11 protein-coding genes are annotated in these 17992 nt (G+C 48.5%); 3 read left to right on the top strand and 8 right to left on the bottom strand.

Translation table 11 applies throughout. The features are described from left to right. Positions 1 to 636 precede the first annotated feature (636 nt). From EXU85_RS30205 to EXU85_RS30225, 5 genes are all read right to left on the bottom strand, one after another. Positions 637 to 2865 (bottom strand): hypothetical protein, encoded by a 2229-nt coding sequence (locus tag EXU85_RS30205; RefSeq protein WP_142775647.1) that lies wholly within the window; start codon positions 2863 to 2865, stop codon positions 637 to 639. Between the two features lie 721 nt (positions 2866 to 3586). Beyond that, positions 3587 to 4468 carry a DUF5694 domain-containing protein gene (locus EXU85_RS30210; protein ID WP_142775648.1) on the bottom strand — a complete coding sequence of 294 codons (882 nt, stop codon included), beginning with the start codon at positions 4466 to 4468 and terminating at the stop codon, positions 3587 to 3589. A 243-nt stretch (positions 4469 to 4711) separates the two neighbouring features. Beyond that, positions 4712 to 5317, bottom strand: a complete 606-nt coding sequence (locus EXU85_RS30215) for an OmpW family outer membrane protein (RefSeq protein ID WP_142775649.1) — start codon at positions 5315 to 5317, stop codon at positions 4712 to 4714. Positions 5318 to 5665: 348 nt separating this feature from the next. After that, complete coding sequence (locus tag EXU85_RS30220) at positions 5666 to 5887, bottom strand: hypothetical protein (protein ID WP_142775650.1); 222 nt, start codon at positions 5885 to 5887, stop codon at positions 5666 to 5668. Positions 5888 to 6204: 317 nt separating this feature from the next. Then, positions 6205 to 6558, bottom strand: coding sequence for a hypothetical protein (locus EXU85_RS30225; protein WP_246859308.1), 354 nt, complete (start codon positions 6556 to 6558; stop codon positions 6205 to 6207). A gap of 443 nt (positions 6559 to 7001) precedes the next feature. Between EXU85_RS30225 and EXU85_RS30230 the strand changes: the two genes are divergently transcribed. Further along, complete coding sequence (locus EXU85_RS30230; protein WP_142775651.1) at positions 7002 to 8198, top strand: DUF4249 domain-containing protein; 1197 nt, start codon at positions 7002 to 7004, stop codon at positions 8196 to 8198. Between the two features lie 593 nt (positions 8199 to 8791). Here the strand turns inward: EXU85_RS30230 and EXU85_RS30240 are convergent. Both EXU85_RS30240 and EXU85_RS30245 read right to left on the bottom strand, forming a co-directional pair. Then, positions 8792 to 13135 (bottom strand): SdrD B-like domain-containing protein, encoded by a 4344-nt coding sequence (locus tag EXU85_RS30240; protein WP_142775653.1) that lies wholly within the window; start codon positions 13133 to 13135, stop codon positions 8792 to 8794. A 626-nt stretch (positions 13136 to 13761) separates the two neighbouring features. After that, positions 13762 to 14289, bottom strand: a complete 528-nt coding sequence (locus EXU85_RS30245; protein WP_142775654.1) for a CopD family protein — start codon at positions 14287 to 14289, stop codon at positions 13762 to 13764. Between the two features lie 173 nt (positions 14290 to 14462). Here EXU85_RS30245 and EXU85_RS30250 point away from each other — a divergent pair, with 173 nt between their 5' ends. Next, entirely contained in the window at positions 14463 to 16265 is a 1803-nt protein-coding gene (locus tag EXU85_RS30250; protein ID WP_142775655.1) for a hypothetical protein, read from the top strand. Between the two features lie 101 nt (positions 16266 to 16366). Here EXU85_RS30250 and EXU85_RS30255 read toward each other — a convergent pair whose 3' ends face one another. Beyond that, the gene (locus tag EXU85_RS30255) at positions 16367 to 17266 is read right to left on the bottom strand and encodes a LysR family transcriptional regulator (protein ID WP_246859309.1); all 900 of its coding nucleotides are present in this window, start codon (positions 17264 to 17266) and stop codon (positions 16367 to 16369) included. 94 nt (positions 17267 to 17360) lie between these two features. On the opposite strand from EXU85_RS30255, the gene EXU85_RS30260 reads away from it, so the two are divergent. Next, positions 17361 to 17978 carry an NAD(P)H-dependent oxidoreductase gene (locus tag EXU85_RS30260; RefSeq protein ID WP_142775656.1) on the top strand — a complete coding sequence of 206 codons (618 nt, stop codon included), beginning with the start codon at positions 17361 to 17363 and terminating at the stop codon, positions 17976 to 17978. Positions 17979 to 17992 lie beyond the last annotated feature (14 nt).

Raw genomic sequence — 17992 nt, forward strand, 5'->3', positions numbered from 1 at the left:
CATAGGATAGTATGATTTAGGAATTTTCCGAATTAGCACTACCTTGTTAGTACCAATATTTTTATGGTGTGGAAAGAGACAAAAACCCCGACTAGGATCTAGTCGGGGTTTTTAGATGGGCTTCCATATATCCATTCTTTGGGCGGTATAGCACGTTAAGTAGTACTGTTGCTTTATCGGTCTTATAGGTCCGTCGGAATGTAGCACTGCGAAAGGCGATACATTCTTCACCTCTCCCTTCCCATCGAGTTTTACTGAAACACGTCCCAAAGCGATGTACCACGCCTTTCGGTGTGCCGCGGTAGCAACCATTGGTGCAGACTTCAACGCTGGCTCGATCGCCAGGTGGAACGACTGGCTTCATACCGAACGTTTTAAGAGATTGACTATACGACCAACGCTGGCTTCGATGAGGTCAGCGTTGGTCGTATAGTCAATCTCCTACTAAGTCAACCGAGAGTTAGCTCATTGCGCATTAGACCTTTTATATACCCATTCTTCGACACCAAGCCATACCAATTGTTCATTAGTATTGGACTAACTTAACCAAGGTTCGAACGGCAGGGAACCAGCTCAAGAAGAGCCTAAATCATAACCAACTAGAACAGTACTTCAGTCCGACCCAATTCCCTGCATCTACAATCCACTAATGACGCGGGCGTAAACATTGTTCGACAAGTTACTATCATAGCCTGCCGTCAGATCATCCTTCACATTCACCGTGATGCTGGCCGTACTGCCCGAATTGGCACTGGTCCGAGTGAGGCTGAAACCGATACTCGATTCGCCACCCCCGCCAATAAACATTCCCGAGTTCATCGTCAAGGTCAACTGCCGTTCTGACACCGTACCACTCACTGCCCATTGCCCGTTATTGACAACCACCGGGTTACGCTCCCCACCCGACACATTGGTACTGGTCAGACTGGGAGTAAAGGCAAGGGTGTAACCAACGGGGGCCGTAATCGTGATCGTTACCTTGCCCGAAGAGGTGGGCTGGCCCGCCACTTCGAAGATATTCACCACGAAGTTGCCTACACTGCCCGAGCTGGCGAAGTTAGCCTGGGGCAAGTCCAGGTTAATGGTCAAGTCAGATCCGGTAACTGTCACACTGGTACTGGCCGTACACCCATTGGAGCCAGTCAGGCTGACCGAGTAGATGCCACTCGTGCTTACGGAGATAACAGGGAAGGTGGATCCGGTTGACCATAGAAAATTCCCCGTTCCCTGGGCCGTGAGGTTCACCGATGGATTCGCGCTGGTCAGGACGGTAGAGCTGGGAATGATCGCTACATTGGGGACAGCCGTATCACTGTACACTGTGGTGGTCGTTACGCTGGAGCAACCCGTTGTTGTATTGGTGACCGTTACCGAATAGAGGCCACCGGCATTAACGACGGCCAGACCATTCTGTTGACTTAGTACACCTGGGCCACTAAAGGTGTATCCATTGCCACCTGAGGCCGTCAGCGTGAGCGAGGTACTGGCGCAAGTTACTGTGCCACTAGTGGGTAGGATACTGGCCAGGGGTAATGGATTTACCGTAAGGCCTAGAGCGGATCGGTCGCTCTCACAGCCATCACTACTAGTCTGGCTAACGTAGAAAGTAGCTGACCCCACGGCTGTAGTGGATACCGTCGGCGCTACCGTTTCACCTATATTCCCACTGGAAGCCGTATACCATTTCAGGTTCGTTCCTGACGTAACCCCCGTTGACAGAGAAACCGGTGTCGTATTCTGACAAACACTAATGGGCGTTGTTGCCGGGACAACTGGTCGGGTGTTGATCGTTACCGGAATAGTTGCCTTCGTGCCTTCGCAACCGCCGAAAGTTTGACTGACTGAATAATAGGTAGTGCCTGGGGATGTTGTGGGCGGAGTGGGAGTCGTACTACCCAAGGCATTATTTGATGTGCCGTACCAGTTCAAAGTGCCACCAGCCACGGCAGTAGCCGATAGCGGACCAGCCACTGCATCCTGACAATATATAACCGGGCTGGTCACCGATGGGGCAGCAGGCGCAGCTTTAGTGGTCACCGTAATAGCCGCCCGCTCACTCTCACAACCACTCCCATCGGTCTGGTTAGAGAAATTGGTCTGGCTCACATAGTACATAATCGAACCCACATCAGAAGTCGAGGGCGTAGGCGCTACCGTAGAACCAGTGCCACTAAGCGCGGAGTTGTACCATTTCAGGTTACTACCAGAGTTGACCGCGCTGGCCAGGGAAGGTGCAGTAACACCCTGGCAATAGGACAGAGAAGCAACCACAGTGGGCTTGACTGGTGGTGGGTTTATGGTGACCTGCAAATTAGCTCTGGGACCTTCACAGTCATTCACCGTCTGACTCAGGTAGTAGTCGGTGGTACCTGTTGATGAAGTGGGTGGCGTAGGCGCAACGGTTGTCCCTCCCCCACCCGACACATTCGGATACCAGGTCAGGTTCTGGCCGTTAGCGGTTAGGGATTGGATGCCCGTAGCTCCCTGGCAGTAAGCAACATTCGACACACCCGGTGCTGAAGGCCGGGCATTAACCGTAAACCCATTGCTATTGAGACTATTGACTACTACTCCTGTGGTAGCCGATTGCCGGATCAGTCTGACGGTGTAGGTGCCGGTGGTTCGATTAGCCGGAATCGTGCCCTGCATGCTTCCATTGCCTCCATTAACCGAAGTGGCACCAATAAGCATATCACTCGTATTGGGCCCATTGAGAAACAAGTATAGGGTACCCGCGTCACCAGTGGTATAGCTGTAAGAGACGGTAATGGATGATGCGGCACAGACCGGATTGGGTGTGACGGAGGAAATTGTCAGTTGCTGGGCCTGAGAGGTTCCAGTATATAGTAGCGGAAAAACTAACATACATATGAATATGCGTAGAATAGAAACCATATAATGCGGGGTTTATCGAGGTGATTTTATAGTATACAACAAAAAAGTTAAGCCTCTTCTAAAGGTATTTGCTTGTGGCCTTACGATTAAAAAAAAGTTGTGAATAGCCCGAAATGGATTGTCAATCGCCTGAATTAGATGGTGTATAATAAAGTCCCCTTGCACTTTTTGTGTTCGTCGGAGCCCGTTGAGCAGCAAAAGCTACATTGGGGTCAGTCATTCTTCCAGCTGTACTGTATATTGGCTATCGGCTTGATACCTGAAAACAGGTATAGATAAATTTACGCAGCACTATGCCGAGATTCAGGAATTACTCTGGAATGTGTAAGCTACCGAGGCCACCGTTTTAAACCTAGCTATATTTTGATCTTCTCGATTATAAACGGTTAAGTATCCGTCTGCATCGTATTCAATAGTCCTTACAGTCTCTTGCTGGCAATAAATTTCCAAAAGCCTAGGAAGAGATTCTATCCTCATTGTATTTTCAAAACTGTTGTATAATCTACAAAATAGTTAAAAGCCTCAAAATGGTGAGCTATAACGATCAGTGGCGAGCTGACCCGTTTCACCTAGAATTGATTGAAGTAAAACGAATTAATAAAATTTATCTTTACCAGGATACATTGCGTGTTGAATGGGTAAGCTCCGGGTTGTCTTGGCTTGACGAAAGCCATCAGCTGAATTGGATTACTTAATTCAAATAGTTTAACGTGTCTGCAAGGTCAAATTCAGGACTAGCTTTCAGCAAATGTTTTAGAATATACAGGTGAGTGTTTCCATAAAGCACCAGGATACGGTCCGATGAGCTAGTGACCAGCCGCTGTATGTTAGCGTAAATACGAAGGTTTCGATTATAGTACCGGGAGATGAAGCCATCGGCTCCAATCGGTTCTCGGTTGGTTCCCTTCTTAGTGGTAACTAGCCACCGACCGATGCTACGCGACTGGGTTTCATCTGCGTTCAAAAAGCGCAAATAGTCGATTACCGATGAGTTATATTTTAAGGAATCTTGCAGTTTCGAATAGGTGGTGTACTGCTTGTCCCAATAGGCAAAGGAGGCATCGGATTGGTGTTCGTACTTGGTAAACATCGTCAAGGAATCCGCCGGGCTGAAGCGAATACGAAACGACTGTGCGTCAATAGGAAAAAGCTCGGTATGACCTAGACGGTTAGCGAGTTTGAAACCGATTTGATAGAGTTCATCATCAACCCTGACCCGCTTGTCTCCCTGAAATCTTCCCGCCCGGTAGGCGCTATAAACAGAGTCGATGTAGTTCTTTGAGTTTGGCGATGCCTCAATGGCAATTTTGGTGGGTTTGAATCGGGCAATCTGGTTGAGGACTTCCTCCAGTTGGGTCTGCCGGGTTGGACTTAGTATATCCACCCGCAGATTGGCCGGAGTAGTGTTGGCATCGACCTGTTCACCGGCAAAATGAAACGTTCCAATCAGCAATACTTGGGGCTTGGGCAAAGCCGGGTTGAACAAGGCGTCAATCTGTTGGCGAATGGGGATGGGTTGGGCGAGTGTTGAACGAGTCAGAAAAAACGATACCAGCAAGTAGATCAATCTCATAACAGCTATTAAAGTAGGTACCAGACAAGGACGCTGGTAATAGCTCAACGTTGCTTGCTGCGGAGCCTATGATCTAGACCGTGTTTAAGAAAGCAGTTCACTGCTGGAAAACCAATTCGTCAGGACCGGGGTTCTTATAGAACGCTTCCAAGTGAGACGATAGAATCATTCAGCCATTTCACAGATACAAAAATAGCCAGTAGAAGTGCTGGCTATTTTTGCATTATCCTTTTTAACGTCTTCCTATCGCTGGCCAACTACAAAGTAGACGCCTGCCCCTAGTAAAAGCATCTTCCCCGTATCACCTTCAGCAAAAACGATATGATACCCAGCATCCGCATTTACGCCAAAGGCAGGTGAAATAGCATACTGTAATCCCACCTTCGGAGCTACGCCAAACTTACTATCGTTATCTGCTGATTTTAAAGTCTGAGCCCCGCTGGTAATCTCAACGCTGGCAGCGGCTCTATACAACCCGGCTTCTACCCCCACATAGGGCCGCAAAGCTGACTGGGAGAAAAAATACTCTGCCTGACCAGTTACCATTAGTAGATTCACAGAGGCCTTGACCGATCCATTAGCCCCAATTCCAGGATCCAAAACGAAACTTGCTGAATTACTTTTCGTAAAATACCGACCGTTTAATCCAACGGCCAACTTAGGGTTAACAAAATAGCGGAGCGTAACACCACCCCCCCAAAGGCCGTCAGAGAATGAAGAGCCGGATTCGGTTGGGGCCAGAAAGTTACCATTCAGGTTAGCTTGTAACTGAGCCTGAGCTTGACTGGACAAAAGCAGCGCACCAACAAGAAGTAAACAGGCTGCCGTTAGCTTGATCGTGTTTTTCATAATGAGTAGATAACAAGGATTAAAAACAAATTAACTGCCGTGAAGATAGGCCGCTATACCTGTATCGCCAAAGGCCTCTAGAATGCGTCCACTATTTTGGCATCAGTGGCTTTCAGTGATTGGACAAGTGCTGTTTTTTCTGATTACTTACCAGTTTGCCTCTTCTTCCAGTAATCGGTGAACTAGTAGTACCTACTTTCAGTAGCGGCTGGTAAAAGCCTAAAGACGACTAATCATTCGCTGACTACCTATTGATAGCGCTACTACTATTGGTAACCACGGGTTACTTTTCGCACAAAAACGCTCTTCTGGGGATTGCCTGAAAGCCAACCGGAATAATCTGAAGAGCTAAACATCCAGCAAGCCTCGTTCACTATATATGTTCTCTTCTCTTAACAGTTCATCGACTTGCTTTTCAAGTTTGGGCAAGTATAAGGCCTGTATATAAACAGCATCCACTGGATTAAAGGCGACACCACCGGCTAGCTGGTAGCCACTTGACAACCGATCAACAACCTGAGTTTCGAGCAATTCAAGGGTTTCGGCAGCTTCAACGACGTATAACTTCATAATAATTGGGGCTTGGCCATTAGGCCGGTTAGAATAAAGACTGAGATTTATTGACTATTCACTAAGTTCTTGAGTAAGTAAGTTCAGGTTACTAGGTAAGCCCCGCTTTGCAGGACCCTTTATATACCCCCTGCATCCAGGAGCTGTTGATTCAAGATCCTACCAGCGCTCGCTTCCAAGACGAATTCATGATCCTGTTTTGCGGTAGGCGTTTAATCAACCTGTACACCCTTCGGACGATATACGGTTATTGACAAACTAGGTTAGGGTAACACCGGTTTCTGTTTTTTCTTCAGTAGCCGTGGTCGTATTTACTTTTACGATCGATAAAAGCCGTATAGGAAAAGCCCCACCAGGATCGATTCAATAATCCAGATGTTGCGCGTATTCGAATGCGTGATCCGTCGAATGACCCAGTGTCCCCCCAAACATATGGCCATGATGGGCAGCCCAAGCACAATCTCGAGCGGATAGTCTCGCTTTTGGTCGGGTGTTCCGTACAGCACATAAAATAGGCCATGCAGAATCTCGTACAGACCCAGTAATGCCCCCAGCGTCAGCGGTGTGATCCAGGTTAGTAACTTTTCAATCGTCATCTTGGTGCGTCGGGATTTATAAGAGCCGCAGGCCAACTCGTTTTGATTTCGAATGCCTATAATACTACTAACCATTCGTGGTGTAGGGTTGTTGGCATTTTTTGTATCTACAAGACTCGCTACCAGGTAGACCACTGATCGGGATTGACTTGGAGTTGCACCGCTAAGCGTGGTTCCCTGCAACGGCCGGTACGCCGGAGCGGTACCCTGCCGGGATCAGCGGCTGTAGTGGCCGAAGCAATTTGGGGTTATAATGACACCATAAAATGAATAACGGTGTCTGTTGAACAACTCGACAGGGCCGCCAACTAGCTCGTTGACTCGTTGAACAGATAGTATTGGCTACAAATTGGGCTACAATGAACACGGACAATGCAGGCCTATTTAACCGGGTTTAGCGTTTTCCAAGCGCACCGCAGCCGCGGACGGTCGGCGGTCCGGAGTCAAAGCCGGGTAGTTGACTTGATAAAGTAGAACGATCAACTTCCTGCGTTTTACGAGTCTACACCCTCTTGTTTATGCGTGCTGCTAGTCTATTTCTACTCGTTGGCTTGACGACGCTTATCTTACCCGTTGCCTGCGTCGATTTGCTGGAGATCCCCTTAACTCAACGAGTTAACGTGCTAGTGGTCGATGGGACACTAACCAACCTCAATGAGGATCAAAAAATTCACATCAACCGCGCCAAATCCGACTCGCTAACTGGCCGTTTTGGCAGCTTACCCATCACAGGCGCTACCGTAGAGGTCGTGGTTGATTCGTCCCAGGTGCTGGTCTTCACTGAGACCGACACAGCCGGGGCCTACCGCTCACCAGCAGGCTTTCGAGCCCAACCCGGCCACGCCTACCAGCTACGTTTTACACTCAAAGATGGGACTCATTATCGGTCAACGACCGAAGTGATGGCTCCGGTCCCCTCCATTGACCGCGTCCATACAAAATTCAATCCCACTAGTTTACCCGCTATCCTTGCCGATGGTACCATTAATCAATACCGGGGGGCGCATGAGCTAACAATTGATTTTCAGGACCCTGCCAACCAACACAACTATTACCGCTGGGATTGGCTGTTGTGGGAGAAACAGGACTGGTGTCATACGTGTGTGAATACCTTATATATGATTTACAACCCCTATACTACCCCCCCAACCCTCTACGAAGACTGCTTTGGAGACCCCAATTATGGCGGTTACTTTGTCATCGATTACAACTGCCGCACCCAATGCTGGGAAATCTTACGTAATTATACCACCAATGTGTTCGACGATGTGTACAGTAACGGCGGGCTGATCCTGGGCCGCACGGTAGCCCAGATTCCATTTTACCAACAGAAAGCCTGCTTAGTGCAGCTTCGCCAATCCTCGCTCACCAAGGGGGCCTATCAGTACTACCGAGCCGTTGAGGACCAGTCCCAGAATACGGGGGGCGTGGCCGTCCCTCCCCCAACGGTGTTGGTGGGTAACATACGCAACGTCGCCAATGGACAGGAAAGCGTGATTGGCTACTTTACGGCCTCAGCGGTGGCGGTGGCTCTGGACTGGATTGACCGGAGCGACGCGACGGGTCGTGCGCCGGGCTTATTTGAGGCCTTGTATGGTCGCCCGCCTTCGCAACCCAACCACCAGGGTGGCTATGGGTCGGTCGAGTACCCAACGGCGGTCTGTGTACCGAGTGATGGTCGTACGCCCAACAAGCCCATTGGCTGGCGCGATTAATTTCTGTTGTCTACGTGCTGGGGTGTCACAAAAATCTAAAACGGGTTGGCTGTCGATAAAATAGAACCGATTAAGGGCCGTCCATAACAGGGATTTGGCCAATTAACGAGTCCGTGCCATTTTCGACTTCTGCAACAGCCACGCTCCTATTGATAGATAGCCTAGACAGACGGGGCACTAAACAATGCATTAATCGTTTACCAAGATTAAAATGTAAGAAACCAGAAAGCAGATCAGGGCCATCGATACGCCCAGCAAGGGAATAGTAAACCAATACTTTTCGGCTAACCAAACGTAAAAGCCAATCGTAAGGATTGTAATGATAAAAAAGAAGTGGACCTGCCATAGTTGATTGAACATTAGGTTAAGCATGATCTAACTTAGTGAACTATGAAAACCAGGAGGTAGTACAACCGCTCGGTAACACCCGCCTGTATCCGTTACCAGGTCTGATCTGACCATAACCCTGGAACTACCCCAGGCCAACTTCGCTACGGTGGGCACGGCAAATAACTTCGTTCGTTCCAGCAGTTTTAACAACGAAAACTCCTTCCTCACGGTTGGGATTTTTCGTTCATCCCGTTCTCTGAAACTTACCGGCTAGCCGTCCTCGACTTCTGAATGACCAGGGGTATACATTTGGGAGCCGGACACGTACAGGTAGCAGGTTCCAGGATAACCGTCACATCTGTATAGCAAGCTCCTCCCGGACTGTACAACCGAATGGTGTAAGGCTGGCTCATTGCAGGGTTTGGCAGATTCGTAAAACTAACGGCACCAGCGGTAATGGCCAGGTTTGTTGGGTCGCCGTAAGCAGGCCCACTTCCGTAGGTATTCCCTGCAACAATGTCGGCGAGTTCGGTATTTTGTAAGGTGGTCAGGTCAATATGCGCATCGTTATTGGCTGCGAGGCCTACGCAGGTAGCCGTCACTGCCTGCGGAAGTGCCGTGTACGATGGAACTTCATTGACCGTTACGGTTGTCGATATTGTTGACGAACAGCCCGTAGTAAACGCACAGATAGCCGTATAAACAGTTGTTAAAGAAGGCGATACAAGTATGGTAGCTGTCGTTTCGGTTGTTGACCAAAGAATTGTTCCATCTTCACAACCAGCCACGGTCAATGTGGCTGATTGTCCGGAACAGACCGTTTCAGAATTCACCGTTAGCACCGGTAAGGGATTGACAGTAACCATTGTACTGGCTACCGCTGAGCAACCAACCTCCGTGCTTACAGTTACTGAATATACATCGCTGGTTGTTACAACAATCGAAGCCGTTTGCTCACCAGTTGACCAGAGGTAGGTGTCGCCCCCACTGGCGGTTAACGTCGCACTTTGCCCCTCACAAATCGTTGCACTACTCCCTGTAATGGCAGCCACAGGTAATGGATTTACCGTGATCGTACCGGTAGCCGTACCCGAACAACCATCGCTACTGATGGCTGTGACGGAGTACGTACCTTCCGCGGTGCCCGTGGCTACATTAAATGGACCTACCTGAGTCAGGCCTGATGAAAACTGATACGTGGTATAGCCTCCCGTAGCCACCAGCACCGCCTGTTGACCAGCGCAGATTGTATCAGAACTCAGGCTCACTACCGGGTTCGCATTAATCGTGATACTGCCCGTACCAGTACCTACACACCCCTCAGCACTGATCGCCGTTACCGAATAAATCCCATCGGTTGTACCAATGGCCACATTCGAGTTCCCCAACTGGGTCAGACCCGTCGAGAAGAGATAGATATCATAACCGGCCGTAGCAGTCAGGCTTGCTGTCTGTCCTTCACAAATCGTTGCCGATGTAAGCGCAACCACGGGTAGTGGATTGGCGGTGATACTACCTGTGGCCGTAGACGAGCAACCGACTGAATTTATGGCCGTTACCGAGTACGTACCGGTGGTTGTACCGATGGCCTCATTGGTTGTGCCAATACGGGTTAGGCCAGGTGAGAAATTATAGTCTGCAAAACCTGCCGTAGCGGTTAGTATTGCCGTCTGGCCCGCGCAGATCGTCATCGAGGAAAGCTCAACAACAGGTATAGGATTGACCGTAACACTGCCCGTAGCGATGGCCGAACAGCCCCCCGCTGTAGCAGCCGTCACCGAATACGTACCCGCTTCTGTCGTACTCGCTATATTCGTACCAGCCAGTTGTGTGAGACCCGTTGAGAAACTATAGGAAGCCAGCCCTGCCGTAGCGGTCAATGTAGCCGTTTCTCCTGCGCAAATAGTTACTGAAGTAAGTGTAATAACTGGGTTTGGATTCACCGTAATTGTCCCGGTAGCGGTACCTGAACAACCCGCCGAGTTGACCGCCGTCACCGAGTACGTACCGGTAGCGCTTCCACTGGCAACATTGGTAGTTCCTAGCTGGGTAAGTTCGCTCGAAAAGGTATAGCTGCTAAAACCGGCAGTAGCCGTCAGGTTAACCGTTTGACCAACGCAAATTTCGGCTGATGTCAATGACAGGGCCAGGGGCGCACACACATAGCCCGCATCGTACGTAAAGTTGTTTTGACCGGCCTGTCCTAGTGTAAACGCAATACTACCCGTTGCATCCGGATCGGAGTCGATGGCATTCGTTACTGTGCCGGAAGCAGGTACTGTGTTAATGGTAAACGCACTGACACTAACGGGAAAACTGAGTGTATAACTGCCACCTGGCGTCAGGGTTAAGTTGTAAACGGACCCCAACACATTTGTACCCACTGCCGTTGAAAAATAATAGTCACCATCGGCATTCGTTGTTACGGTAGCAATCGTTGTTGAGCCGGGGCCCAGCAAGGCAACCTGCACATCCGCGAAACCAGGCTCATCGGGGTCCTGAATCCCGTTGTTATTCGTATCTCGCCAAACCCGGTTCCCGATTTGAATAGGTGGCAAATCACAGCCCAGTTCAAGATCGCCCAGCCCATTGGCTTTACCATAGGTGGACACATCATCGCTCCGGTAAATTTGTACACTGGTAGCTGGTCCACTCGAGCCATCTGAGTTTTTGAATCGCCGGATACCACCGGAATCCACGTTATACGTGGGATCAAGTACAATAGATGCCACTTCGCCACTTCCGGGTAGCAAGGCTAACCCACCCTCGCTCATTTCTAATTGAAAAGCTCCGCCAGATGCACCAGCTTCTATATGATCGCTGTAATAATACTCTCCATTACCGGGTCCCTGCGTTGTATTGGCACCACTTGTTACCAGGCCATTGCAAACGCTGGCGTTGTACTCAAGCGTCCATTCATTGACCCCCGCCGTACATCTACCAGCTCGCAGAATATCCCCAGGGGCAATAGCCCGGTATTTCTGAATAGGATCAGCAGTGCTATTGGGATCGGGCCCAAGGTTATTATTCCCATATTGATCGCCGAAACGGTCCCGGATACTCAGGATCATTGACCCATCCACATCAAACTCGATACCTGTCAACATAGGCTGTGGATAACTACAGTAAGGCAGATCATTCCGGGCAAACCGGGCAGGTTGAGCGTCAACCCAGGGCAGCCAGAACTCAGCCCGGTCGGCACCGGTTTTATCATTGTTCGTAGCCCCTTTTTGGTAAGTTAACGGGAACGAGAGCACCGATGTAAAACTTGCATCATTCGGATTGAATTCATAGACAACGGCTTTCATACCCGTTGTATCCCGAGTAACCAGGCTGGTACTGCTGGGCAACTCCCCAATAGTTCCTCCTATGCCAAAATTCACCGTTCCGGCTACGCCTTCGTTGGAAGTTACGCCACCCACATAGACACGGCCTCGGTAATATTTAAGCCCAAATGGCCGAAAAACGCTGCCTGGTTGCTGACTTGGCGATGGAATTGTAAAACTGATAGCTGTACCCGCCGTTGGCGTATCGCTGGTTGGGTCAATGATTGGAATTTGATATAATCGGCGATCACCCAGATTGACAACGTACAATTGCGTCCCATCTTCAGAAATTTCCAGGTCTCCTAAACCCGCTTTTCCAACCAGATCGAATGTAGTTGCGTCCCGATTACCCTCCGTTAGCACAGCAGGCAACCCCCGATCTGTATTAGAGCCCACTGTACTGGAAACTGTTGTGGCAACCGTACCCGACACACTGGTGGTAGCTATTGCCGTAACGGCGGTCGGTAACGTGGTGAACAGGCTGGTTGTAAACGTAGCCCCCCCCGAAGGCTTTGTGATATAAATACCCCCTGCCCCACCATCAGCCAGTCCGGAATGCCGTTTTACGAAAGCAGATGTGTACGTATATTTTGTGGCCCGTTGATAGGCTACCCCATACACAGTTCCTAATTGGCGATTAAGGCTAATGGCTGTTTCTGACGGCGTATTACCACCCGTATTCGAAACTTCCTGAGCACTGGTAGCATTGTAGGGCAATGTAACAAACACCCCCTCATCACCCGAGCTGCCGCTACCCAATGGGTTACCGTTCACGTAGCAGGGAACAAAGAAAACCGGGACAGCCTGACAATAATCAAAGGGATAATTAATACCCAGATTAATTTCGGTAGCAACGGAGCTGGCAACAAACTGGGTTGAGGTGCCGCTTGCTGTTCCATGCAATCCATCATAATAACCCGCTGGCAGATTACTAAACTCGACCCGATATGGGCCTGCTCCCGATGGGGTAATTGTGTAAAACCCAGCCGTGGCCGTGGCAGAGCTCGTAATGGTGCTACCTACCAGCCCAGTGTTGTTATATACATTGACTGTTATACCACCTACCCCAATCTCACCATCCAGGGGTGTGGCAACTGTAAAACTGCGAACCCCATCCTCGTTGAAATCCCGATAAACGGTACCCGATAGTTGTCCATAAGCTGACTGGGACAAGGCAATGAAAACGAGCAGTAAGCCAACAATTGAGAAGAAACGGGCTGTATTTCTATAGATGGAACAAATACTCAGTCCAGACTTTTTAACGTAAACATCATTTTCCATAGGGTTCCCGGTTGAGCTGTATCAGTAAGTACTGAGCTAGACAAACAGGGTGCCATTTTCCTGGAAAACACAAAAAATATCCTATAGATAGTTACATCTTATATACAAATATAAGTCATAGTAACATGTGCCATTCTATATACACCAGTAGACGTTTTATATAGTTACATAGTCACGCTTCGTGCGACGAAAAACAACAATCAACTAATAGTCAATAACTTATCGAAAAATCAGTTCACGTACCGCTGAATTAGCATGTAAATCCATTAGTATACAAAAACTGCTTCAAAAATGTATTTATGGACAAGTAAGACAGATACACTTAGCCTTCAGAATTAGTAGATTTATTTTTAAACGGAACTGGTATAGCTACCCGTTTTATATTAAAAACGGCCCGTATAATCAGGTGCGGAAGGGCCGCGAATAACGTGCCAAAATAAGCGCAGATACAGGTTTTTTCCTAAAAACCAGATTTAGTTATATCAATACTATAAATACGATCTTCCTCCCAACGCGTTTGCCGGATTAGCTGCTATATCTGATGCTACAATGGAGAGATCGGGTTGGGAAAACCTATAGGTATTCCTTACTAGGTAACCACACGTTCATGGGATCAACACCCCAGTTCACCCTTTGCGCAAACGCCGGTACGTCCGTATCGCAACCAGCAAAACAACTAATAGAACCAACAGGCCCAGCATACCCCAGAGCATGTTCAGGGCATCCTTAAGGACCACCAGAAAAACAATAGCAAACAGAAATAAGGTGGCTACTTCATTCCAGATACGAAGCTGGTTGGACGTATAGCGAAACTCGCCCCGCTGCTGTTGCCGGAAAATACCATGACACAAGCCGTGATAAACATACAGGCCCGCCACCAGCACCAGTTTGTAGATGAGCCAGTCGGGCGTTGATCCGTAGTTATACCAGGTATTCAGGCCTAGTATCAAGGTTATTACTGCCGACGGCCACGTAATACCGAACCAGAGTCGACGCTGCATTAGCAGGAGTTGTTGCTGGAGAACACTACGTCCCGGTTCAGGCAATGGCTCGGCTTCGGTGGCGTAGATGAACAGCCTCGGCATATAAAACAAGCCTGCAAACCAGGTTACGACAAAAATAATGTGCAGGGCTTTGCTATAAAAGAAGGTCATAATTCAGCAGAAAGAGGCATCGGTTTTTGGAGTAAATATACAATGGCAAAAACTGCGATTGATAAAAATCAGCTGGCTACCTTATCGTTGTCAATAACCCACCCAAAAGAGTCCAGTAGCTTTATCCGTGAATTTGGAGAACTATACCTCATCCATTCATCATCTAATTCGCTATGAGTACCCCCATTCACAGTTTTCATATCCCGGTCATGGGTTTGGCCTATACCATTGATTCTCCGTTCAAAGTAGCCCGTTTCGGCATCAACTCGGTTCTTTCCATTGTGGAAGACCGGCTTATTGAATCCATGCGCAACTACTATTACCAACAGGCCAATGAACCCTATGTACCAATAACAGCCAACGAAAAAGACTATCGTGCCCGCCGGATAACAGACTACCTCAACCTGATGAATCGAACGGTTCAGGCGCAGGTGGAAGCCCTGAAAAATGCCGCGTTTGAAGCTGGTTCTGAGCTTGTTAAATACGTTGATATGCTCCCTGATAGCAGTACGCTGAAAAGTTTATACCAGAATATGATCCAATCCAACGATGTCTCGGAAAAGGCTCGTCTGGAACAGATGCTACGAAGTCAGATTCAACCCGGAAGCATTGACGTCAACATCATGACGAAGGTCGATAAAAACAACCTCGACCGAAACGGACTGGTGCGCGAAAATGGATCTGATGCCCTAACCGCCTTACAGGGCTATGCCAATAGTACTCTATCAAATTCATCCATTATTTTCTCGGCGGGTCTTAATCCGAGGCTGTTCAACTATCTGGAAAACTGCCCTGAGTTCGACGCCAAAGGTCTCGGCGAATTTGACAAGAAGGTGGTCATCAAAGTAAGTGATTATCGATCGGCGCTGATTCAGGGAAAATATCTGGCAAAAAAAGGAGTTTGGGTCAGTGAATTCCGGGTTGAGTCGGGGCTTAATTGCGGGGGGCACGCTTTTGCCACCGATGGGTATCTGATGGGACCGATCCTGGAAGAATTCAAGCAGAAAAAAACGGAGTTAGTGGATGCGCTTTTCAGCCTTTATGTCAACGCGTTACAACAAAAAGGAAAGCCTGTTTTTACCGAACCACACCCGATTAAATTGACTGTTCAGGGCGGTATTGGTACGCATCAGGAAGACCAGTTTCTGCACCAGTATTATGGAGCTGAAAGTACAGGCTGGGGGACCCCCTTTCTGTTGGTTCCGGAAGCAACTACGGTGGATGATGATACCCTGGAAAAACTTCAGAAAGCGCGGCAGAAAGACGTTGTTCTGAGCAAAGCCTCTCCGCTTGGCGTACGTTTTTATTACCTGAAAGGGACCAGTGCAGAAGTGGAAAAACTAAACCGGATTAACCGGGGGCGGCCCGGTAGCCCCTGCACCGAAAAACACCTGGTCACCAACACCGAATTCACAAAAGAGCCCATCTGTACAGCTTCTCAACAGTATCAGAAACTCAAACTGGAACAACTCAACTCGTTGAATCTACCCGCACCTGAGTATAACAAACAGGTATCAGAACTAGAGGAAAAGGAGTGCTTATGCGTGGGTCTGAGTAACGCGGTTTCGCATGTGTACGGGGTTCCGTTTCTCAAAAAACTGCACGCTGTAACCATCTGCCCCGGCCCGAACATCGCCTATTTTTCCAAAGTTGCGTCACTGAAGGAAATGACTGACCATATCTACGGGCGTACCAACCTGCTCGATGATCCGGATCGCCCGCACATGTTCCTGAACGAACTAACGCAATACCTGAATTACCTGGAAGAGCAGTTGGCAGACGCTGACCCCACCGATTCAAAACGCCAAACCTATTTGCGAAATTTCGGCCGGAACTTAGACGAGGGTATCGCGTATTACCGTCAATTAACCCCGAGTCTGTTTGACAGATCTGTTGCCGAAAACGCGTTTTCAGCGGGCCTGGCTCAGGCCCATGAACGCCTTCAGACACTTGCACCAGAGTTGTTGGCAGTGTAGTAGGGATTTTTCGTGAAACGGTTTGAGTGGCGTCGGTTACTGATAACCGACGCCACTCAAACCGTTTCACAAAAAATCCCTGATCGGCATAGTAAAGGCGTTTAGTTCTGTTTTTCAAAAATTTGCTGAATCCGGCCAATCTCGTCAACGTACATCGTTTTCTTTCGAGTGCCGAAATAGAGCGTATTTTCAATCACCTTCTTGCCCTCCCAAACCAGCTTTACTTTACCCTTATCCAGCTCATCGCGACATAAAAAGTCCGGGATGATGGAAAAGCCTTTCCCATCGCTCAAACAACGTACAATAGAGCAGATATTCGGCACAATATAGTTGGGTTTAAAATCGGGATGTCGGTTAAAATTCAGGTTCCAGAATTTTTTTAGATTATCCATGTCGGCAGCCGTACTATACCACAGTTGCTCTTTTAGCCAGCTTTCGGCCTCATTTATTTTTCCGGCTTCAAGTAAAGCGGCCAGTTCTTCCGTATTCGATTTGGCTCCGGCAATCAGCACAATTCGCTCTTTGGAAAATGGCTGGTAATTCAGATTCGTCTGTGCGCCTTTCTGGGGCGTAATGATCAAATCCAGCAGACCTTTATCAAGATCCTGCTGCATCTGCATGTACTCTCCAAACTTAATAATGACATTAAACGGCAGCGTGGCTATGTGCGGCTCCAACGTAAACTGAAACGTTTCAAAACACATACCGATACTGATGGTGGCCTTATCCGTTTTTGAGCTTTTGTGAAACTGTTGTTCGGCTGCTTCCAGCTTACTGATAGGCTCCAGAATAAAATTATACATCACCTTACCCCGCTCCGTAGGTACCATTTTTCGGGCTGCCCGGTCAAAGAGTTTATAGCCCGTGTGCGCTTCCAGTGAATTGAGGTGCAGGCTCACGCCCGGTTGAGAGATATACAGCGCCTGGGCGGCAGCTGTCAGAGAGCCAGTTTCGTAAATGGCTTTAAACGTTCGAAACCATTCCAGATTAACAATCATCATCTATCATTTTTATGATACAAATCTACTAGTTAACTTATTTTTATAATGAAGTGTGGCAATCTAATTTTGCATCAACAAAAAGACGAACACATCCATGAAGACTATATTTGTTATTAACGGCGGTCAAAAATTCGCTCATTCGGGCGGTGCCTTTAATGAAACACTGACGGGCTGGACAGTTGATTTTTTACAACAACACCCTGATTTCGACGTGAAAGTCACCAATATCAATGATGACTACGATCCAGCAGAAGAAGTAAAAAAATACATCTGGGCGGATATTGTGATTTACCATACACCCGTTTGGTGGTTTCAGGTACCACATCGCCTAAAAGAATATATTGATGTAGTGTTTACGGCTGGCCATCAGCAAGGCATTTACACGAGTGATGGCCGTTCCCGGAAGAATCCTGCTATTAACTACGGCACGGGTGGGTCGCTACAGGGCCGACAGTATATGCTGACAACGAGTTGGAATGCACCCGAGGAAGCCTTTACACTGCCGGGCGAGTTTTTTGGTCAAAAAAGCGTGGACGAAGGGGTCATGTTTGGCTTTCACCGGATGAACGCCTTTACGGGTATGCAACCGCTGGAAAGTATTCACTTTCACGACGTCGAGAAAAATATAAATGTGAGCCGGGATAAAGCACGTTATATAGCCCACCTGGAGAAGGTACTTCTGGGCCAATCGGTGGCAGCTGTTGCGTGCTGATTGTAGCGCGACCA

Origin of the sequence: Spirosoma sp. KCTC 42546 (assembly GCF_006965485.1) — a bacterium.
GTDB lineage: Bacteria > Bacteroidota > Bacteroidia > Cytophagales > Spirosomataceae > Spirosoma.

What these genes read in the sequence shown, in the direction of transcription:
- EXU85_RS30205 (WP_142775647.1), bottom strand. Translation starts at nt 2,865, where the DNA reads ATGTTAGTTTTTCCGCTACTATATACTGGAACCTCTCAGGCCCAGCAA.
- EXU85_RS30250 (WP_142775655.1), top strand. Translation starts at nt 14,463, where the DNA reads ATGAGTACCCCCATTCACAGTTTTCATATCCCGGTCATGGGTTTGGCC.
- EXU85_RS30220 (WP_142775650.1), bottom strand. Translation starts at nt 5,887, where the DNA reads ATGAAGTTATACGTCGTTGAAGCTGCCGAAACCCTTGAATTGCTCGAA.
- EXU85_RS30255 (WP_246859309.1), bottom strand. Translation starts at nt 17,266, where the DNA reads ATGATGATTGTTAATCTGGAATGGTTTCGAACGTTTAAAGCCATTTAC.
- EXU85_RS30210 (WP_142775648.1), bottom strand. Translation starts at nt 4,468, where the DNA reads ATGAGATTGATCTACTTGCTGGTATCGTTTTTTCTGACTCGTTCAACA.
- EXU85_RS30240 (WP_142775653.1), bottom strand. Translation starts at nt 13,135, where the DNA reads ATGGAAAATGATGTTTACGTTAAAAAGTCTGGACTGAGTATTTGTTCC.
- EXU85_RS30260 (WP_142775656.1), top strand. Translation starts at nt 17,361, where the DNA reads ATGAAGACTATATTTGTTATTAACGGCGGTCAAAAATTCGCTCATTCG.
- EXU85_RS30230 (WP_142775651.1), top strand. Translation starts at nt 7,002, where the DNA reads ATGCGTGCTGCTAGTCTATTTCTACTCGTTGGCTTGACGACGCTTATC.
- EXU85_RS30245 (WP_142775654.1), bottom strand. Translation starts at nt 14,289, where the DNA reads ATGACCTTCTTTTATAGCAAAGCCCTGCACATTATTTTTGTCGTAACC.
- EXU85_RS30215 (WP_142775649.1), bottom strand. Translation starts at nt 5,317, where the DNA reads ATGAAAAACACGATCAAGCTAACGGCAGCCTGTTTACTTCTTGTTGGT.
- EXU85_RS30225 (WP_246859308.1), bottom strand. Translation starts at nt 6,558, where the DNA reads ATGGTTAGTAGTATTATAGGCATTCGAAATCAAAACGAGTTGGCCTGC.